Source organism: Niallia sp. 01092 (genome assembly GCF_052318935.1).
Classification (GTDB): Bacteria; Bacillota; Bacilli; order Bacillales; family Cytobacillaceae; genus Niallia.
The window spans coordinates 101,817-122,659 of record NZ_JBQRKO010000007.1 but is presented as its reverse complement, the minus strand read 5'-3'; the positions used below and the strand labels follow the sequence as shown (position 1 = coordinate 122,659).

Below are 20,843 nucleotides of genomic sequence, written 5' to 3'. Positions count from 1 at the left end.
TGATGAAGGGAAAACTACTTGTAATTGGCTTCGGTCCAGGAAGCTTTGAGCATATCACGGATCGGGCAAGAGAAGCGATACAAGAAAGCGATGTAGTCATTGGCTATAAAACATATGTTGAATTAATTGCGGGGTTATTAACAGGGCAAGAGCTTGTCAGTACGGGAATGACAGAAGAGGTAACCAGGGCGCAGGAAGCTGTAAAACAAGCGGAGCAAGGAAAAAAGGTTGCTGTTATTTCCAGTGGTGATGCAGGTGTTTATGGAATGGCAGGCCTTGTTTATGAAGTTCTGATTGAACAAGGATGGAGAAAAGAAACAGGAGTAGAAGTAGAGATTGTTCCGGGCATTTCTGCGATTAACTCTTGTGCCTCTTTATTAGGAGCTCCTATTATGCATGATGCTTGTACAATCAGCTTAAGTGATCATTTAACACCTTGGAGTTTAATCGAAAAGAGAATTTATGCTGCTGCTCAGGCTGACTTTGTCATCGCTTTATATAATCCAAAAAGCGGCAGAAGAACGAGACAGATTGCGGAAGCGCAAAGAATTTTATTAAAGTATCGTTCTCCTGATACACCAGTAGGGTTAGTAAAAAGTGCGTATCGTGACCGCCAAAGTATTGTCATGACCAACCTAAAGGAAATGCTTGATCATGAAATCGGGATGTTGACAACCGTTATTATCGGAAATTCGTCTACCTTTTTTTATGATGATTTGATGATTACACCACGTGGATATCAAAAGAAATATACGCTGAATCAAACAGAACAGCCATTAAAACCGCATCAACGCTTGCGAAAAGAAGCAGAGCCGTGGGCGCTTGACCAAGTGGAAACGGCAGCAAAGAGTGAAGCGGCTGTTGCAGTTGCAGAAGTAAAAGCCTCATCAAAAGAAGTAGCAGAACAGGCATTAAAAGCGATTTTAGGGGAAGAGAAGGATTCTTTCAAAAGCGAATACGTCCATCAGCCTATCCAATCTATTTTTGAACTTGCAGTTAGCCCTGGTGTTGTCAATAAAAAATTCACGCCAAAGCAGCTGATTGTACTTGCTGATATTGTTGGAGAAGAGGGTGTAATGGAGTATACACAGGATCATCATATAAAGCTCCAAATTCCAACTGCCAATCCAGCTGAAATTACAGAGAAATTAACGGCTGCTAATTTTCTGCTTTCTCCAGTAGGAGATGTCCTGACAGTAAAAGCATGTGATTTTTGTGATGGTGAGAAAAGTGATTCTATCCCACATGCAGAAGCATTGCAGCAAAAGCTTGGGGGAATGCAGCTGCCAAAAGAACTGAAGCTTGGTTTTAATGGCTGCGGTATGGCATGTTACGGTGCAGTAAAAGAGGATATTGGCATTGTGTATCGTAAAGGTGCGTTTGATTTATTTTTAGGTGCAAAGACAGTTGGAAGAAATGCACACTCTGGTCAAATTGTTGCGGAAGGCATTTCACCTGATGAAATTGTGAGAATAGTAGAAGCCGTTATACAAGAATATAAAGAGAAAGCGCACCCGAATGAGCGTTTCCATAAATTTTTTAAACGAATAAAGAACATACAAGGATTCCAATATCAAGATATTACACCAAAAATGCAGGTTGCAGAAGCGCCGTGCGGTGATTAAGAAATAATTAAAGTTAAACAAAGGGGGAAACAAGATGAGAGCAATTTTGTTTGTAGGACATGGGAGTAGAGATCCTGAGGGGAATAGCCAAGTTGTGCAATTTATTGAAAATATGAAAGCAGATTGGGATCAATCATTATTAATAGAAACGTGTTTCTTAGAGTTTGAAAGGCCAAACGTGAATCAGGGGATTGATATTTGCGTAGAAAAGGGAGCTAATGACATTGTCGTAATTCCAATTATGCTCTTGCCTGCTGGACACTCAAAAATTCACATTCCAGCAGCAATTGACGAAGCAAAGGAAAAGTATCCGCATGTGCAGCTTACATATGGAAGACCAATTGGTGTTCATGAAGCAACCTTCGAGATTTTAACAACGAGATTAGCAGAAACCGGGGAGGATTTGGATAACCCTGCTTCTGATACAGCAATCTTGCTGACTGGGCGCGGCGGGAGCGATCCAGATGCAAATAGCGATTTGTATAAGATTGCAAGATTACTATGGGAGAAAACAAATTATAAGATTGTTGAGCCAGCTTTTATGGGGGTTACAAATCCGCTTGTAGATGAAGGAATAGATCGCTGTATAAAGCTTGGAGCGAAAAAAGTGATTATTTTACCTTACTTTTTATTCACAGGCATCTTAATTAAACGTTTGGAGGATATGGTAGTTCAATATGAAACTCAATACCCGGCTGTTGAATTTAAGTTGGCAGACTATTTTGGATTCCATCCTAAATTGCAAACTATATTAAAGGACCGTGCCGAAGAAGCACTTCAAGACGAAGTGAAAATGAATTGTGACACATGTCAATATCGCCTTGGTGTAATGGAGCATGTTCATCACCACCATCATCATGACCACGACCATGATCACGATCACCATCATCATCACCATCATAGTCATGAACATGCGGTGCAAAAGGCAGGAGATACAACATGATATTAATGTTGGCTGGGACGAGTGATGCTCGTATGTTGGCAATTAGAATGAAGGAAGTGGGATATAACATTCTTACAACCGTTGTTACGGAAAGTGCAGAAGCCGAAATGAAACGGTCTGGAATCGACGTGCTGACAGGAAGGCTGACAGATGTAGAAATGATGAGCTTAATAAAAGCAAAAGGCGTACAAGCTGTTGTTGATGCAAGCCATCCTTTTGCAGAAGAAGCTTCCAAAAATGCAATAAGTGCTGCAAAACAAGCAGAGGTTCCGTACATTCGATATGAACGTGAATCACAGACATTTGCGTATGAAAAAATGTCTGTTGTCGACGATTACGAAGAAGCGGCGTCATTGGCAGCAACGAAAAAAGGAGTTGTGATGCTGACAACAGGAAGCAAAACACTTCAAGTGTTTACGAAGAAGCTGTTGGAAGTTCCGGATATACGTCTGATTGCTCGTATGCTTCCAATCGCTGAAAATATGGAAAAATGTACGAAGCTTGGGCTTCTGCAAAAAAATATTATAGCGATTCAAGGTCCTTTTACAAAGGAATTTGATCAGGCTCTTTATAAACAATATGGAGTAAATGTGATGGTGACGAAAGAAAGTGGGAAAGTCGGTTCGGTTGATCAAAAAGTAGAGGCGGCGAAAGAGCTTGGCATCGAGATTATCATGATCAGGCGTCCGAGAATTGATTATGGGCATGTTTATTCTCAGTTTTCTGATGTTATTCAAGCCATAAGTGAAATACTGCCACTTACAGCAGAAAAAGAAAAAATTATTCGATAAGGAGTTGGAATGGATGGATTTTAAAACAGAATTTAAACCTATTACCGTGCAGCCACAGCAAATTGAAGGAAAAAGTTTTGAAATGATTGATGAGGAAGTTGGACCGCATTCTTTTACAGATGAACAATATCCGATTGTGCAGCGTGTCATTCACGCATCAGCCGATTTTGAACTAGGACACAGTATGCTGTTTCATCCAGATGCAATCCAAGCCGGAATTCGTGCGATTCGAAGCGGGAAGAAAGTCGTAGCAGATGTTCAGATGGTTCAAGTTGGAGCAAACAAACAAAGAATTGAAAAGTTCGGCGGAGAAATTAAAGTATACATCTCTGATCCGGATGTGATGGAAGAAGCAAAGAGGTTAAATACAACACGTGCAATTATTTCGATGAGAAAAGCGATAAAAGAAGCGGATGGCGGTATTTTTGCAATTGGTAATGCGCCGACAGCGTTGCTTGAACTAATTCGTCTTATTAAGGAAGGAGAGGCTAAGCCTGGTCTTGTCATCGGACTGCCGGTAGGATTCGTTTCTGCTGCAGAGTCCAAGGAAGAGCTGGCGAAACTTGATATTCCGTTTATTACGAATATTGGAAGAAAAGGCGGGAGTACCGTCACAGTTGCAGCATTGAATGCCATTTCTATTCTTGCAGACAAGGAATAAGAAACATGAAAGAACTACCAAAAGATAAAAGCAAGCTACGTGAAGGGTATACAACAGGCTCGTGTGCAACTGCAGCTACAAAGGCAGCGTTAACAGCATTAATTACAAATGAAGCGCAAACCGAAGCAACGATTTATTTGCCGGTTAAGCGCTTTGCCACTTTTCAGATAGAAAGTTGTGAGTTCACAACTGATACAGGGACGGCGAGCATCATTAAAGATGCTGGAGATGATCCGGATGCAACACATGGAGCATTAATTATTTCTGCTGTTTCCTGGTCTGATAACACAGGTATTGTGATAGACGGTGGTAAAGGTGTTGGGCGTGTAACGAAAGAAGGATTGCCGGTTGAAGTAGGTGAGGCAGCGATTAATCCGGTGCCCCGTAGGATGATAAGAGAGGCAGCCGAAGAGGTATTAAAGGAATATGACATTAACCGCGGAATTAAAATTGTCATCTCTGTGCCAGACGGCGAAGAAATAGCCAAAAAGACATTAAATGGACGTTTAGGTATTATTGGCGGTATTTCAATCTTAGGTACAAGGGGAATCGTTGTTCCCTTTTCTACATCTGCATATAAAGCCAGCATCGTTCAGGCTATTAGCGTAGCACGGGCAAGTCATTGCGACCATATTGTCATTACAACAGGCGGGCGAAGTGAAAAATATGCGATGGAGCAATATCCAGAGTTGCCGCAAGAAGCATTTATCGAGATGGGAGATTTTGTTGGGTTTACATTGAAGCAATGCAAAAAGCAAGGTGTTAAAAGAGTTTCCATGGTTGGTATGATGGGGAAATTTTCAAAGGTTGCACAAGGTGTCATGATGGTTCATTCCAAAAGTGCTCCTGTTGATTTTCATTTTTTGGCGAAAGCAGCCAGCGAAGCGGGAGCATCTTCTGCACTAGTGGAAGAAATTAAAAATGCCAACACAGCATCACAGGTTGGCGACATGATGACAGCAAATGGCCATTTGCAATTTTTTGAGACGCTTTGCAAGTATTGCTGTCTTTCTGCTTTAAAAGAGACAGGAGGCGGCATGGAAGTAGATACCTCCCTATATACAATGAAGGGAGAGTTTTTAGGAACGGCGGTGCAAAGTGGTGAAGTCTATTAAAATGATTGGAATTGGTGATGAAGGGAAACAAAGTCTGCTGCCAATGTATGAAAAGTGGATTGATGAAAGTGAAGTATTAGTAGGCGGCAGGCGGCAGCTTTCTTTTTTTGCCGATTACGAAGGAGACAAGGTTGTCATTGAAGGGGGGCTCACTTCACTTGTGGAGCTCCTTCAGTCTGAGACGAGAAGCGTTGTTATTTTAGCATCAGGAGATCCGTTATTTTACGGAATCGGAAGCTATTTATCGAGCAAGATGAGTATTGAAATTTACCCTTATTTAAGTTCAGTACAGCTTGCTTTTGCCAAAATGGGAGAACGGTGGCAGGATGCGTATTTCACAAGCGTTCATGGAAGAAGTATGAAGGGATTGGCACAGCGCATTGATGGCAAAGAAAAAGTAGCCATTTTGACAGATGTAGAAAATTCACCAAATAAAATTGCGGACTATTTGTTGTCTTTTGGTATGACTGAATTCAAGGCATTTGTTGGAGAGAATTTGGGCGGAGAAAATGAAAGATGCAGATGGTTTAATCTTGAAGACATGAAGGGTGTTGAATTTTCACCGTTGAATGTTCTCGTATTAAAGAAAAACGCAGAAGGGCCGTCATGGTCGATTGGCATTGATGACGAAGAATTCATTCAAAGAAAGCCTGATAAAGGGCTGATTACAAAAAAAGAGATTCGAACTTTAAGCATCAGTGCATTGCGTTTAAAAGAAAACAGTATAGTTTGGGATATTGGGACATGTACAGGATCTGTAGCGATTGAAGCGGCAAAGATTGCTCGAGAAGGGCAAATATTTGCGATTGAAAAAAATGAAGCCGACTTGGAAAATTGTCAACAAAACTTGGCCAAATTTCGTGTGGATGCAACGGTAGTGCATGGCAAAGCACCAGAGAAGCTGGATGAATTTCCAGATCCCGATGCGGTGTTTATCGGAGGTACGGCAGGTGGAATGGATGAAATTTTATCTATTTGCTGCAGCCGTTTAAAAGATAAAGGCCGGATTGTATTAAATGCAGTCACCATTGAAAATTTAGCAGAAGCTGCAGCGGTATTCAAAAAGCAAGGGTTTAATACAGAGATTACACTTGCTCAAATTTCAAGAAGCAAACCAATTTTGAATTTGACACGTTTTGATGCATTAAATCCTATTTATATTATTGCTGCAGAGCGACAGGGAGGAGCATAAGCATGCTTGGAACACTATATGGCCTAGGGGTTGGACCTGGGGATCCAGAATTAATCACAGTAAAAGCATTTCGAAAGTTAAAAGAATCACCGGTTATTGCTTATCCGAAAAAGCAAAGAGGAAGCAAAAGCTATGCCCAAAAGATCATAGAAGTATATTTTCAGCCAAATGAAAAGGAAATGCTTGGACTTGTTTTTCCGATGACAAAAGATACAGGAATTTTAGAAAGAAAATGGAGCGAAACGGTTGAAAGCATCTGGGAGAAGCTTCGAGAAGGCAAGGATGTTGCATTCGTTACAGAAGGCGATCCACTTCTTTACAGTACGTTTATACATATGATGCGCCTTATGAAGGAACGTTATCCAGAAGTGCCAATTGAAGTAGTACCAGGTATTTCATCTATGAACGGAGCTGCTGCAAGACTTGGCATTCCACTGGCAGATGGTGATGAGCATGTGGCCATTATTCCGGCGCGAGATGACTATGAAACAATGAAAAAAGCGATTGAAGACCATGATTGCATTGTTTTTATAAAAGTGGCAAAAGTGATTGATTTGATGATTCAAATTTTACGAGAATTAGATTTATTACATAAAGCATCAGTCGTAACAAAGGTTACATCGGACGAAGAGATTGTTTGGAAATTAGATGAGCTTGAAGGAGCAGAACTTGAATATTTATCCTTAATGGTGGTGAGAAAATGAAGCTATACATAATTGGAGCAGGACCTGGAGACCCGGATTTAATTACAGTAAAAGGTTTAAAGCATCTTCAGGAAGCTGATGTGGTACTTTATGCCGATTCTCTTGTGAATGAAGAATTGATCGCAAAAGCAAAACCAACAGCAGAAGTGATGAAAACGGCAGGCATGCATTTAGAAGAAATGGTAGCTGTTATGGTGGAGCGAATCCGTGAAGGGAAAAAGGTTGTTCGTGTCCATACAGGAGATCCTGCTGTGTACGGGGCAATTATGGAACAAATGGTCCTTTTGAAAAAGGAAGGAATTGGCGTGGAGATCGTGCCGGGCGTCAGCTCTGTATTTGCATCAGCGGCAGCAGCGCAGGCAGAACTTACCATTCCTGATTTAACACAAACAGTTATTTTGACAAGGGCTGAGGGAAGAACGCCGGTTCCAGAATTTGAAAAACTGCAGGATTTAGCGAAACACCATTGTACCATTGCCCTTTTTCTAAGTGCCACATTAACGAAAAAGGTTGTGAAGGAGCTTATAAGTGCGGGATGGAGCAACGATACGCCTGTTGTTGTAGTTTATAAAGCATCGTGGCCTGATCAAAAAATTGTCCGGTCTACGCTTGAACATTTAGATGAAGATATGCGGAAAAATGGCATTCGCAAGCAAGCGATGATTTTGGCAGGCTGGGCACTTGATGAAAAAATACATGATAAAGATTATCGTTCAAAGCTTTATGATAAAACATTTACTCACGGATTCCGCCGGGGGGTGAAAGAGTGAGTATAGCATTGCAGGAAGGACAAATCCCTCCGGTTATCCAGAAGGGGGATTATGCAGTTGTTGCCATTACGAAGCACGGGGTCGATATCGCGAGAAATCTCGGACGTTCGTTTCAAAACAGCGATGTGTATTATATGAGCAAATTTGAAAAAGGAGACGAGCAGACGAGAGGCATTCAAATGTTTACAGGTAGCGTCCGTTTGCTGCTTCCTGCTCTTTTCCAATCTTACCAAGGGCTTATTATTATCATTTCACTTGGTGCAGTTGTCCGAATGATTGCCCCTATATTAAAGGATAAGAAAACAGATCCAGCCGTTGTTGTCATTGATGATAAAGGAGAGCATGTCATTAGTGTATTGTCTGGGCATCTCGGCGGAGCGAATGAACTGACAAAAGAAGTAGCTGCTGCATTGGGCGCTCGTCCAGTTATCACAACTGCTTCAGATGTTCAACAAACCATTCCTGTCGACTTGTTTGGAAAGCGGTTCGGCTGGACATGGGAGTCAGCCGAAAAGTTGACTCCTGTCAGTGCAGCAGTTGTGAACGAAGAGCAAATTGCCGTCGTGCAGGAGTCTGGAGAAAAGGAATGGTGGCATTACAATCGTCCTATTCCCGAAAATATTAAAGTGTATAGCTCTGTTTCAGAAGCGCTGGAAGCTGCTTATTCTGCTGCGCTCGTTGTCACGCATCGAAACTTAACAGAAGAAGAAACTGAGATTTTACATAATGGTGTTTTATACCGTCCTAAAGTGATTGTACTTGGCATGGGCTGCAACCGAGGCACGTCTGCTGAGGAGATTGAGGCTGTCATCCATGAAACATTAAAGGAGCTCCATTTTTCATCCAAAAGTGTAAAAGCACTGTGTACCATTGATTTAAAAAAGGATGAAGAAGGCTTGCTTGAAGTAGTCCAAAAAAATGGCTGGGAGTTTGTCTATTATACTCCTGACGAGTTAAATACAATCAACATAGAGAGTCCATCTGAAACGGTTTATAAATATACAGGCGCTTATGGCGTAAGTGAGCCAGCTGCATTATTATACAGTGGAGCCGAATCATTGGAGCTAGTTAAGAAAAAATCCGGAAATGTAACGATTTCGGTAGCAGTAATACCGTATTAACTAAATTGTGGAGGGAGGAAAAAAGATGTCAAGCCGCAGACTAGTTATTGCAGGTACGGGAAGCGGTGTCGGGAAAACGACACTCACAATCGGAATTATGTCGGCATTGCAAAAAAAGGGATATACTGTGCAAGGATTTAAATGTGGACCAGATTATATTGATCCCACTTATCATACTGCTGTTACAGGAAGAACGTCACGAAATTTGGATAGCTGGATGTTAAACCATGATATGGTCAAAGAAATTGCATGTTTAGGCAGTAAAGGAGCTGATATTTCTATTATTGAAGGGGTTATGGGGTTTTTTGACGGGAAAAATCCAACCAATAATGATGGGACAACAGCAGAAATTAGCATCATTACAAAGAGCCCTGTTGTGCTTGTCGTAAATTGTGCCAGCATGGCCCGCAGTGCCGCTGCAATTGTAAAGGGATTTCAAGCTTTTCTAGAGGAAGCGAATATAGTTGGTGTCATTGCGAATCGTATTGGCAGCGAAGGTCATTTTAAGATTGTAAAAACAGCGATAGAACAGGAGTGCAACATCCCTGTTATCGGTTATTTGAAACGAAATCAAGATGTTGCTATTCCAGAGCGTCATTTAGGATTAGTTCCATCAGTAGAACGTGGTGAACTCGATTCATTTTTTGTTCAGCTTGGCGAATTGGTTCTTGAAACGATAGACGTAGAGCAATTATATGAGCTGGCACAAGCTCCAGAACTTGAAATAGTAGAATCACAGTTTAAGAATAAAGAAAACCAAACTGTTCGTATCGCTGTTGCTAGAGATGCAGCTTTTAACTTTTATTATCAAGAGAATCTTGACCTGCTAAAGGCACACGGAGCAGAGTTAGTGGAGTTTTCTCCATTGAAAGGTGAAATCCTTCCAAATGATGTTGCTGGATTATACATTGGCGGCGGCTTCCCTGAGGAATTCGCGAAGGAATTGTCTCAGCAAATTGCAGTCAAACAATCGATTCAAACAGCAATTGAAAATGGTCTGCCGACTTTAGCGGAATGCGGTGGATTTATGTTTTTAACAGATGCAATTGAAACGACAGACGGAGAAAAGTATGAAATGGTCGGTGTCATTCCTGGAGAAGTGAAAATGCAAACGAAGCTCGCTGCATTGGGGTATCGTGAGGTAACAGGGGAAGAAGGAAACTTTTTGTTTCATGGAAATGTAAAAGCGAAAGGACATGAATTCCACTATTCTACCTTCCATCCAAAAGGTGAGGTTCCCTATGCATATCAAACAAAAGGGATGCGTGGCATCAAGCAAGAGGGGTATATGAAAGGAAATCTTGTAGCTGGATATACTCATTTCCATTTTGGTTCCTGTCAAGAGATGGTGAAGAATTGGATGAATCAATGTAAGGAGATTAAAGCATATGGCTAAAGCTCTTCCTATTATGTTTCAAGGGACGCACTCTGACGCAGGTAAAAGTGTGATTGTTACGGCATTTTGCCGTATGTTTACTCAAGATGGATTCAAAACAGTTCCATTCAAATCACAAAACATGGCGTTAAATTCCTATATCACAGTCGACGGGAAGGAAATTGGAAGAGCACAGGGGGTTCAAGCGGAGGCAGCTGGCATTAGTGCAACAACAAATATGAATCCTATTTTAATCAAACCAACCCGTCACAATGAATCACAAATTGTCGTGCATGGAAAACCGTACAAAAATATGGAAGCAAGTGCATATAGAAAGGAATTTTTCGATACAGGCCTGCAATTAATTGAAGAGTCCTTAGCGTTTCTTTCTAATACAAGTGAACGTATTGTCATTGAAGGAGCTGGCAGTCCAGCAGAAATTAATTTAAATGACCGTGAACTAGTGAATATGCGTGTTGCTAGGATGGCAGACGCTCCCGTTGTTCTTATTGGTGATATTGAAAAGGGAGGCGTATTTGCCAGCTTAGTAGGAACCCTTCAGCTGCTGGATCCTGAGGACAGGGACCGCGTCATTGGTGTCATCATAAATAAGTTTCGCGGTGATGTAGGTTTGCTGGAACCAGGATTAAAGTGGTTTGAGGAGTATACAGGAAAACCTGTACTAGGAGTCATTCCATATATGCCACATTTAAATATTGATGCAGAAGACTCCGTCATATTAAATCAATATACAGCTGTGAAAAATAGTGAAAAAGAATTAGATATTGCAGTTATTCAATATCCTAAGATTTCTAATTTTACAGATGTGGATCCTTTTTTTGTAGAACCTGATTGTCATGTCCGTTTTATTACGAGAGCGGATCAATTACAAGAGCCAGATCTTGTTATTTTGCCTGGAAGTAAAAATACGATAGAGGATTTAATGTTTGTAAAGGAAAGTGGCATTGGGGAGAAGCTGCAGAAATTACATGATAATAATCAGTCGCTTATTTTTGGAATTTGCGGTGGATATCAAATGCTTGGGTGTGATATTAGCGATCCATTTTCTATCGAATCTCCTCTTGAACATATGAAAGGACTACGTTTTCTCCCGCTGCATACGACTATTACGAAAGAGAAAACAACAGAATTGTCAGAAGGCCAATTAACGTTTCACGGGCAAACATTTGATGTGAAAGGTTATGAGATTCATATGGGGGAAACCCATTTGGATGGAGAGTATGATGCGCTTATTGAAGCAGCCAATCGGAAAGATGGATGTAAAAGTAAGGATGAGCAAATAATTGGGACGTATTTTCATGGGATTTTTCATAACGATGTTTTCCGGGAAACAATATTGAATGCTATTCGAGAAAAGAAAGGGTTAAATCCGATAAACAATCGTGTTTCCTTTAATCAATTGCGTGAAGGCGCATTCGACCGCTTAGCTGATCATGTGAGACAGCATGTCAAAATGGATTTCATCGAGCAAAAAATGGAAGAATTTCAGAAAAAGGGGATTAAACCGTGATTCGTATATTAGAGCAGATTCAGCCTGTTGATAAAGAGATGGGAAAGCAAGTACAACGATATATTGATACATTAACAAAGCCTCCTGGAAGTCTTGGAAGGCTGGAGGAAATGGCCGTTCAGCTTGCTGAAATAACGTCTGAGGCGTTTCCAGTTGTTACACCGCCTGGGGTTATCGTGTTTGCAGCCGACCATGGTGTTGTGAAGGAAGGTGTATCCGCTTTTCCACAGGAAGTAACGGCGCAAATGGTGCTGAACTTTTTACAAGGGGGTGCCGCAATTAATGTATTCAGCAAGCAAATAGGTGCTGCGTTTGAAATCGTTGATGTAGGGGTTGCAGCAAACATTGATGCTGATGGTGTGATCCAGCGTAAAGTACGTTATGGTACAGAAAACTTTTGTGAGCAGGATGCCATGACAAGAGAAGAAGCAGAGAAAGCGATAGCAGTCGGATGCGAACGCGCTGAAGCGATGATTAAACAAGGTGTAAAATGCTTAATTCTTGGTGAAATGGGCATTGGAAATACAACGGCAAGCAGCGCCATTTTAGCTGTTCTAAGCGGTAAAAATATAGATAAACTAGTTGGTCAAGGAACAGGAATAGCAGCTGAGAAAGTGCAGCATAAACAAACGGTTATTTCTCGTGCAATAGCAGCGCGAATGCCTGATCGCAATGATCCAATTGATGTATTGGCGAAGGTTGGCGGATTAGAGATTGCAGCGATGACTGGTGCGATGTTGGCAGGAGCTGCACACCGCATTCCCATTCTCGTTGACGGATTTATTTGTACAGTTGCAGCATTGCTTACAAAAGAGATTTGCAGCTTAGCAAGTGAATATATGATTGTCGGGCATCGTTCTGTTGAAATGGGGCATAATATCGCAATTGAGCTATTAGGAAAGAAGCCTATTCTCGATTTAGGGCTGCGTTTAGGAGAAGGAAGCGGAGCAGCCATTGCTTTTCCAATTGTACAGTCAGCAGCTTTAATGGTACGGGAAATGGCAACTTTTCATTCAGCAGGCATCTCAAATAATGAGTGAACTCGTTTCAGCAAGCTGAAATAACAGGAAATCAGGTGGATTGTGACCCAAAAGCTATCAATCTAATGAAAAAATGGATAATTCCGCGATAGTGAGAAAGAATCCTGCGATAATTTTGATAATTCCGTGGTAGGGAGAAGGAATCCCGTGATAATTTTGATAATTCCGCGGTACGAAGAAGAATCCCGCGATAAATTTGATAATTCCGCGGTAGGGAGAAGGAATCCCGCGATAATTTTAATAATTCCGCGGTAAGAAGAGGGAATCCCGCGATAAATTTGATAATTCCGTGATATGGAGAAGGAATCCCGCAAATATAATAAAATGCTTAACTTGATGGATTGAAGGTTTTACCTATTAAAAAATAATTGTATAAACATAAAGAAAGAAGTGGGTTGGTTGTGGCAAAAGGAAAAGTATATTTAGTTGGCGCGGGACCTGGAGATCCTAAACTTATTACAGTGCATGGGATGGAGTGTATCCAAAAGGCTGACGTTATTTTATATGATCGCTTAGCTAATGAAGCTCTCTTACAGTATGCAAAGGCTGAAGTCGAGCTTATTTTTTGTGGGAAACTTCCAGGGAAGCATCAATTAATTCAAGAACAGATTCATGAGCTTTTAGTTGAAAAAGCATCTAAAGGAAAGACAGTAGTCCGTCTAAAAGGCGGGGACCCTTGTGTGTTCGGTCGTGTCGGCGAAGAAGCGGAAGTATTAGCAGAGCATGGTATTCCGTATGAAATCGTACCAGGCATCACATCAGGAATTGCGGCACCTGCTTATGCTGGTATTCCGGTGACACATCGCGATTACGCTTCTTCCTTCGCGATTGTAACGGGTCATGGCCGTGCTGAAAAAGATGAAGATCATATTAACTGGTCTGCGCTTGCGCAAGGCATCGATACGATTGCTTTTTACATGGGTGTTGGCAATTTAAGCAATATATGCAGTCGATTGATTGAGCATGGAAAGAATCCTCATACTCCAGTTGCGCTTATTCAGTGGGGGACAACAGAAAAACAGAAGACGGTAACTGGTGATTTAACTACTATTGAAAAGGTGGCAGCAGATGCACAAATTACACATCCTGCGATCGTTCTTGTCGGTGAAGTCGTTCAATTACGTAATAAAATTAAATGGTTTGAAGAATTGGAAGCACAATCATTATAGGGAGTGATCAATATGTCAATTATAACAGAGCTAAAAAAAAGAAGAGCTATTCGTGATTATACTGCCTGCGAGGTAGAGGACGAAAAAATTAAAGTACTTCTGGAAGCTGCTACATGGGCGCCGAACGATCGAATGAGAGAACCGTGGAGCTTTTATGTCATAAAGGGTGAGGCAAAAAAGCGTTACGAAGAGATAGCAACTGTTTACTTACAGGAGCGATTTCCAACGAAGCCAAATTTAGTGGAGAGCTCTTTAAAAGTGATGAGAAATACGCCTGCTCACATTGTAGTAACAGCGGATATAGTCCCAGGAGATAAAGAAGCTTCTCAGGATAATGAATACGCAGTATGTTGTGCTATTCACTCTATGTGGCTTGCTGCTGAAGAATTAGGGTTAGGATTCGTATGGCGTACAAGAGGTGTTGGACTCGTTCACGATGAACGTATGTATGAGTTTATCGGTTCACCTGAAAATAAAAAAATTATCGGAACTGTATTTATCGGCTATCCGAATGACGAGTCATTAAAAAAGATGAAGACACCAGCAAGAACATCTTTTGAAGAAAAAACAGTCTGGATGTAAACGAGGGCTAATAGTATGGAAACAGCAGCAGAAAAAAGAAAAAAGCGCGGACTAATGCTATTGTATACAGGTGATGGAAAAGGGAAAACGACAGCAGCCCTCGGTCTTGCAGTGCGTGCAGCTGGACGTGGAAAACGAGTATTAATGATTCAATTCATTAAATCGCCGCAAAGAACATATGGAGAAAAAATTACGTTTGAGAAACTAGGCATAGAAATCCATCAAAAAGGAATTGGTTTTACTTGGACGAAGACTCCAGAAGAGCATCGGGAGGCGTTGAAGGCTGCATGGGCGTTTACAAAGGCAAAAGTATTGTCCAATCAATATGATGTTGTGATTCTAGATGAGCTTAACAATGCGCTGGCAATTACAAAATTCCCGATTGAGGATGTCCTTCCTTTAGAAGAGGTATTACATTTAATTCATAATCGTCCAGAACACATGCATTTGATTGTAACAGGGCGTTCAGCAAAAGAAGAATTAATTGATTGTGCTGATTTAGTAACGGAAATGAAGGCAGTAAAGCATTATTATGATGAAGGAATTCCAGCTGTGTTAGGGATTGAATTTTAATGAAGGAGATGGCTGACAGCGAAGCAGCAAGTCAGAGTAGCTTTTACTTTTTAGTGCAAATATTAATCCACTCGTTCCTCCGATATGATTCTAATTGAATGTATATTCGAAAAAAACCACTAAAGTGATTAATATTTTAGCAAAAAAAACCAACTGTAGAGAGAAGGAACTCTTATAGTTGGTTTTTTTTGCTAATTCATATATAGTAGAAATAGTAGAAAAGAAGGAAAATAAAAATTTTTTCTTCAAACTGTATTAACTTAAGAAAGTTTTTTCATATAATAATGATAAAGAAATAAAACGTTTTCAAATCGTGTGTTGTAATTTACTAACTTACAAGGGTGGTAGTTTCATGGATGCGTATTTATTGATTGTTACGTTTATTTCCATTGTTATTGTTATATTAGGTGTTTCATGGTTTAAGTGGCATGCATTTATTAGTTTAACAGTAGCAAGTATGTTTTTAGCTATCTTATCCGGTTTATCTTGGGATAAAATTGTAGGCGCTTATGAAACAGGAGTAGGTGGTGTTTTAGGCCATTTAGTTGGAATTCTTGCACTTGGTACCATTCTTGGAAAACTGCTTTCAGAATCGGGAGCCGGGTTGCAGATTGCTCATTATTTTGTAAGGGTTTTCGGAGAAAAAAAACTGCCTTGGGCTATGTTTTTTTCAGGATTTATTATCGGTATACCCGTTTTTTTTGAAGTAGGAATATTAATTTTATTGCCATTAGTTATCTCGATTCATAAAGCGACAAAGAAAAATATATTATTAATTGCGCTTCCTGCAATTGCCGGATTATCAATCGTTCATGGACTTGTACCTCCACACCCTGGTGCAATTGCTGCAATTGGTATTTATGGAGCTAATTTAGGAACTGTACTATTGTATTCCTTAATAATAGCGCTTCCGGCTGGAATCATCGGAGGTCCATTGTTTGCTAAATGGATGAATAAACGTATTGTTCCAAAAGGAGAACCAAGTTTAATTCGTATGGAAGAAAAGGATAAATCGGCTTTACCGAGTGTCGGAATTTCTTTCTTATCGATTTTGCTGCCGGTTATTTTAATGGTAATAGGAACTGCTGCACCTTATTTAGATTTTTTGCCGATATCATTTAAAGGCGCGTTAGCTTTTATAGGCAGTCCGCTTATTTCTTTATTGATTGCTTGTTTTTCAGCCTATTATTTCCTTGGTTTCCGTCAAGGGATGGATAAAGATAAACTGAAAAAATTTACCGAAGAATGTATTTTGCCTGTTGGTTCTATAGTATTAATTATTGGAGCTGGAGGAGCATTTAAGCAAGTGTTGATTGATAGTGGTGTGGGAACAACGATTGGCCATATGTCGGAAAGTTTATCATTATCTCCAATATTACTTGCGTTTTTAATTGCAGGGTTAATCCGGATAGCGACAGGTTCTGCAACGGTTGCTCTCACAACAGCTGCCGGAATTGTTTCACCAATTATTGCAAATATGGCTGGCGTTAATCTGGAATTGCTGGTAATCGCAACAGGTGCAGGATCCCTTATGTTCTCCCATGTCAACGATGCTGGTTTCTGGATGGTGAAAGAATATTTAGGATTGACGGTAGAAGAAACCTTCAAAACATGGACTGTTTTAGAAACAATCTTATCATTTATTGCTTTTGGTGGCGCGTTGTTAATTGATTTGTTTTTATAGAAAAAGAAGGTGTGCCATTTAATGGTACACCTACATTCTTGTATCCGAAATAGCCGTTCTTATTTTATCAAGAGATTTATTGGCAGTCTCTTTATTTAATATCATCATATTTACATATAAAGCATCAATTAAACTTAACTGAGCAATTCTGGAAGAAAGCGCCTCCGAACGATATTCCGTTTCCTCTGAGCTTGTAAAGAGGGCAACATCCGCATTTTGAGCAATTGGTGATTTCGGATACCCTGTGATGCTAATGGTGGTTGCGCCATTCTTTTTTGCGGTTTTTAATATATTTAATGTATCTTTGTTCGTTCCTGAGTGTGAAATAATCACAGCAATATCATTTTTTGATAATTGAGAAGCGGACATTAACTGAAAGTGTGAATCTATAAATGAAAACGCTTTAATACCTGTTCGTACAAATTTATGAAAAGCATCCATCGCAATTACTGCAGAACCGCCAGTTCCATAAAATTCTACTCGCTTCGCCTTGCTTAGAAGATCCACCGCTTGTTGAATAGAACGCTCGTTTAATATTTGCAGCGTATTTTCTAACGTACGAATATTTGATTGAAAAACTTTTTCGGTCACCGTTTTCACATTGTCTTGTTCAGTTATTTCTTCATGGATTTGTTGAATAGGTTCAATTACTTCTGATGCTAGCGCAATTTTCATTGCTTGAAATCCTTTAAATCCGATCCGCTTGCAAAAACGGAAAACAGTAGCATCTGCAACATTCAAATCTTCCGCTAATTCATTGATCGTACAATGAATAATTTGTTCAGGATTTTGCAAAATATAGTCGGCAATTTTTTTCTCTTTTTCACTTAATCTTGCATAATAAGATCGTATTTTTCCAATACAATTCTGTGCCATCATGTTCGTTCCTTTCCGATTGAATGTAAGAGTAGTATAGCATATATTAATATGAAAAAATATTTTTTATAAAAGTTTCATATATGAAAAAAAATTCGTATAATATTAGTAAGGAGTGAAATTATTTTTCAAAAGGAGTGAATGAATCGATGCATATTGGTTTAATTGGCCTTGGAAAAATGGGATATAACTTAGGAATGAATTTAGTAGCACATAAGTATATTTTAACAGCTTTTGATGTGAATAAAAGCGTTGTAGATGAAATAAAAAAAGAAGATGTCGGTGGTGCATACTCGATAGTGGAACTTGTAGATGCGCTGCCAAGTCCAAAAGTTGTTTGGGTAATGGTTCCAGCAGGAGAAATTACCGAATCGGTTATCAATGAATTGAAAGATTTGCTGTCAGCAGGAGACATTATTATTGATGGCGGAAATTCACACTATAAAGATTCGAAACGAAGAGCGCAGGAATTAGGAGAAGCAGGCATTCACTTTTTAGACGTTGGCACAAGTGGAGGAACAAGCGGAGCAAGAAATGGTGCTTGTATGATGGTTGGAGGTAACAGAGAAATCTTTTTATCGATGGAAATGCTTTTTAACGATTTATGTGTAGATAAAGGATATATGTATGCAGGGGAAAGCGGAAGCGGACACTTTTTAAAAATGGTTCATAACGGCGTAGAGTATGGAATGATGCAAGCGATCGCAGAGGGGTTTGAATTATTGGAAAAGAGCGAGTATGAATATGATAATGAGGGTGTGGCGAAAGTTTGGAATAATGGTTCTGTGATACGTTCTTGGCTAATGGAATTAACAGAAAATGCCTTTTCAAAGGATCCAAAATTAGAAGGGATAAAAGGGGTCATGCATTCATCTGGCGAGGGGAAATGGACAGTGGAGACAGCATTAGACTTGCAAGCATGCATGCCGGTAACTGCATTATCTTTAATGATGCGCTATCGTTCCTTAGAGCAGGATACATTTGCCGGCAAAGTCGTCGCCTCATTAAGAAATGAGTTTGGCGGTCATGGGGTGGAAAGTAAGTAATCAAAAATTTTGTACTTTCTTACCTTAAAAATCCAAGATAGAATCGTATTCTTCTTGGATTTTTCTTTTGGCTGTTTTCGTATAGATTGTTGCTTTTAAACGCACAGCCTGAATACACTTCGCTTTCCGTGGGCGAGCGTCGAGCCTCCTCGTCGCATACGCTCCTGTGGGGTCTCGTCTTTCTCGCATTCCCACAGGAGTCTACGTGTATTCAGTCTGCTGAGTACTGCTTCTCCCATTTTTTCACGTGAAAAACAACTAACTTTGAGAAAACAGCCTTTGTTTTTATAGTATAAATAAGTAACTTTGCAAATATTTTTGCGATTTCAAAAAGTTTATTTTACGAAAAAAATCCCCAAAAAAGATGCAGTTAAATCAAGCAGCAAGCTCCTGTGAAAGGCGCCTGCGCTTTTCTTTATTCTACCCATTTTCTTTGAAAATCAGCTATATGATCATATTCTTTTTCGAGAAGGCGCGATACTCGTATGTAAATCGAAGTTAAGTCTTGATAAATCTCGACATTTTCTTTTATTGGTTTATGAGAATGCGTACTGCCTACTAAATCTTTCATGATAGAGAAATCTTTAATGTCGCCTAAAGCATACATACCTAACACAATGGCTCCTAAGCATGAGCTTTCAAAGCTTTCAGGAACGGTAACTTCTTGATTAAAAATATCTGCCATCATTTGTCGCCATAATTCAGAGCGGGCGAAACCACCTGTTGCCTGAATTTGTTTTGGCTCCCCAATTACTTCTTGTAATGCAAGCATCACGGTATATAGGTTTAAAATAACCCCTTCTAGAACGGCGCGAATCATATGTTCTTTTTTATGATGCAGCCCAAGTCCAAAAAAAGATCCTCTAGCATTCGCATTCCATAATGGCGCTCTTTCACCAGCTAAATAGGGATGAAAGATAAGTCCATTTGCTCCAGGAGAAACACGTGAAGCAATTTTTGTCAACACTTGATAAGGATCTATGCCAAGACGTTTTGCTGTTTCTACTTCTGAAGAAGCGAGCTCATCACGCACCCATCTGAATGTCATGCCTCCATTGTTAACAGGTCCGCCAACTACCCAATGTTTTTCTGTTAAGGCGTAACAGAAAATTCTTCCTTTTGGATCGGTAACCGGTTTGTCTGTTACTGTTCGAATTGCTCCGCTAGTGCCAATGGTGACAGCAACTACACCTGGATCAATCGCATTAACTCCAAGATTGGAAAGTACACCATCACTGGCACCAACAATAAAGGGAGTTTTATTAGATATCCCTAATTCTTCTGCATAATTTGTTTGTAAGCCTTTAAGATAATATGTAGTTGATACTGGTTCAGAAAGCTGATTTTCAGAAATACCAGCGATTTCAAGAGCTTCCTTATCCCATGCAAGCTCTGATAGATTAAACATTCCCGTTGCAGATGCAATTGAATGGTCCACAATATATTTGCCAAATAATTTATAGAAAACGTACTCTTTAATGCCGATAAATTTTGCAGCTTTTGCGAAAATATCAGGAAAATCGGTTCGAAGCCATGCTATTTTTGAAAGTGGTGCCATCGGGTGAATCGGTGTACCCGATCTACGATAAATTTCCATGCCGCTTAATTCTTTTTTTATTTTATTTGCCCACTCAGCCGAACGGCTGTCTGCCCATGTAATGCAGCGAGTTAACGGGATTCCTTTTGAATCTAAAGCAATGACGCTATGCATGGCAGAGCTAAAGGAAACAAGCTTTAGTTCTTCTGTATTGAGGTTGCTTTTAATTAAGGCAGTCTTTATTGTTTCACGAACCGCCTGAAAGATTTCCTCTGGATCTTGTTCGGCAATGCTTGGGGCAGGACTATATAATGGATATTCCACATGATGCATACTAATTACTTTACCAGCATCGCCAAAAAGGACAGCTTTTGTACTAGTTGTTCCGATATCAACGCCTAAGTAGAAGGAATTATTTGACATAGATAAGTCTCCTTTGTATGGACTATAAAAAGAAAAGTTTTCCTGTTTCTTATCATTTTAAAGGAAAAAATATGGTATTGGAATT

General features: G+C 40.0%; 19 protein-coding genes. 17 read left to right on the top strand and 2 right to left on the bottom strand.

The window, feature by feature from the left end; all coding sequences use genetic code 11:
* Window positions 1-2 precede the first annotated feature (2 nt).
* From cobJ to ACTXGU_RS08510, 16 genes are all read left to right on the top strand, one after another.
* Complete coding sequence (gene cobJ, locus ACTXGU_RS08585; protein WP_443481166.1) at window positions 3-1,625, top strand: precorrin-3B C(17)-methyltransferase; 1,623 nt, start codon at window positions 3-5, stop codon at window positions 1,623-1,625.
* A gap of 34 nt (window positions 1,626-1,659) precedes the next feature.
* Window positions 1,660-2,568, top strand: a complete 909-nt coding sequence (locus tag ACTXGU_RS08580) for a sirohydrochlorin chelatase (protein ID WP_443481088.1) — start codon at window positions 1,660-1,662, stop codon at window positions 2,566-2,568.
* Window positions 2,565-3,359, top strand: a complete 795-nt coding sequence (gene cobK / locus ACTXGU_RS08575; RefSeq protein ID WP_443481087.1) for a precorrin-6A reductase — start codon at window positions 2,565-2,567, stop codon at window positions 3,357-3,359. Before ACTXGU_RS08580 ends, cobK begins: the two co-directional genes overlap by 4 nt.
* Window positions 3,360-3,372: 13 nt before the next feature.
* Window positions 3,373-4,020 carry a precorrin-8X methylmutase gene (locus tag ACTXGU_RS08570; protein ID WP_443481086.1) on the top strand — a complete coding sequence of 216 codons (648 nt, stop codon included), beginning with the start codon at window positions 3,373-3,375 and terminating at the stop codon, window positions 4,018-4,020.
* A 5-nt stretch (window positions 4,021-4,025) separates the two neighbouring features.
* Complete coding sequence (locus ACTXGU_RS08565) at window positions 4,026-5,135, top strand: cobalt-precorrin-5B (C(1))-methyltransferase (protein ID WP_443481085.1); 1,110 nt, start codon at window positions 4,026-4,028, stop codon at window positions 5,133-5,135.
* 1 nt (window position 5,136) lies between these two features.
* Entirely contained in the window at window positions 5,137-6,327 is a 1,191-nt protein-coding gene (gene cbiE / locus ACTXGU_RS08560) for a precorrin-6y C5,15-methyltransferase (decarboxylating) subunit CbiE (RefSeq protein WP_443481165.1), read from the top strand.
* A 2-nt stretch (window positions 6,328-6,329) separates the two neighbouring features.
* Window positions 6,330-7,031 carry a precorrin-2 C(20)-methyltransferase gene (gene cobI / locus ACTXGU_RS08555; protein WP_443481084.1) on the top strand — a complete coding sequence of 234 codons (702 nt, stop codon included), beginning with the start codon at window positions 6,330-6,332 and terminating at the stop codon, window positions 7,029-7,031.
* Window positions 7,028-7,801, top strand: coding sequence for a precorrin-4 C(11)-methyltransferase (cobM, locus tag ACTXGU_RS08550; RefSeq protein ID WP_443481083.1), 774 nt, complete (start codon window positions 7,028-7,030; stop codon window positions 7,799-7,801). The genes cobI and cobM overlap by 4 nt, the downstream gene beginning before the upstream one ends.
* Window positions 7,798-8,922, top strand: coding sequence for a cobalt-precorrin 5A hydrolase (locus ACTXGU_RS08545; protein ID WP_443481082.1), 1,125 nt, complete (start codon window positions 7,798-7,800; stop codon window positions 8,920-8,922). Before cobM ends, ACTXGU_RS08545 begins: the two co-directional genes overlap by 4 nt.
* A gap of 25 nt (window positions 8,923-8,947) precedes the next feature.
* Entirely contained in the window at window positions 8,948-10,318 is a 1,371-nt protein-coding gene (locus ACTXGU_RS08540; protein ID WP_443481081.1) for a cobyrinate a,c-diamide synthase, read from the top strand.
* The gene (locus ACTXGU_RS08535) at window positions 10,311-11,828 is read left to right on the top strand and encodes a cobyric acid synthase (protein WP_443481080.1); all 1,518 of its coding nucleotides are present in this window, start codon (window positions 10,311-10,313) and stop codon (window positions 11,826-11,828) included. The genes ACTXGU_RS08540 and ACTXGU_RS08535 overlap by 8 nt, the downstream gene beginning before the upstream one ends.
* 5 nt (window positions 11,829-11,833) lie before the next feature.
* Window positions 11,834-12,868, top strand: coding sequence for a nicotinate-nucleotide--dimethylbenzimidazole phosphoribosyltransferase (gene cobT / locus ACTXGU_RS08530; protein WP_443481164.1), 1,035 nt, complete (start codon window positions 11,834-11,836; stop codon window positions 12,866-12,868).
* 401 nt (window positions 12,869-13,269) lie between these two features.
* Window positions 13,270-14,037 (top strand): uroporphyrinogen-III C-methyltransferase, encoded by a 768-nt coding sequence (cobA, locus tag ACTXGU_RS08525; protein ID WP_443481079.1) that lies wholly within the window; start codon window positions 13,270-13,272, stop codon window positions 14,035-14,037.
* A 12-nt stretch (window positions 14,038-14,049) separates the two neighbouring features.
* Window positions 14,050-14,619, top strand: coding sequence for a nitroreductase family protein (locus ACTXGU_RS08520; RefSeq protein WP_443481078.1), 570 nt, complete (start codon window positions 14,050-14,052; stop codon window positions 14,617-14,619).
* Window positions 14,620-14,634: 15 nt separating this feature from the next.
* Window positions 14,635-15,192, top strand: a complete 558-nt coding sequence (cobO, locus tag ACTXGU_RS08515) for a cob(I)yrinic acid a,c-diamide adenosyltransferase (protein ID WP_443481077.1) — start codon at window positions 14,635-14,637, stop codon at window positions 15,190-15,192.
* A 352-nt stretch (window positions 15,193-15,544) separates the two neighbouring features.
* The gene (locus tag ACTXGU_RS08510; RefSeq protein WP_443481076.1) at window positions 15,545-16,876 is read left to right on the top strand and encodes a GntT/GntP/DsdX family permease; all 1,332 of its coding nucleotides are present in this window, start codon (window positions 15,545-15,547) and stop codon (window positions 16,874-16,876) included.
* 30 nt (window positions 16,877-16,906) lie between these two features.
* Here the strand turns inward: ACTXGU_RS08510 and ACTXGU_RS08505 are convergent, their stop codons facing one another.
* Window positions 16,907-17,752, bottom strand: a complete 846-nt coding sequence (locus tag ACTXGU_RS08505; RefSeq protein WP_443481163.1) for a MurR/RpiR family transcriptional regulator — start codon at window positions 17,750-17,752, stop codon at window positions 16,907-16,909.
* A gap of 149 nt (window positions 17,753-17,901) precedes the next feature.
* On the opposite strand from ACTXGU_RS08505, the gene gnd reads away from it, so the two are divergent.
* A complete protein-coding gene (gene gnd / locus ACTXGU_RS08500; protein WP_443481075.1) occupies window positions 17,902-18,798 on the top strand; it encodes a phosphogluconate dehydrogenase (NAD(+)-dependent, decarboxylating) in 897 nt (298 codons plus the stop codon).
* Between the two features lie 415 nt (window positions 18,799-19,213).
* On the opposite strand, the gene gntK is transcribed toward gnd, so the two are convergent.
* Window positions 19,214-20,758, bottom strand: a complete 1,545-nt coding sequence (gene gntK / locus ACTXGU_RS08495) for a gluconokinase (protein WP_443481074.1) — start codon at window positions 20,756-20,758, stop codon at window positions 19,214-19,216.
* Window positions 20,759-20,843: the final 85 nt, after the last annotated feature.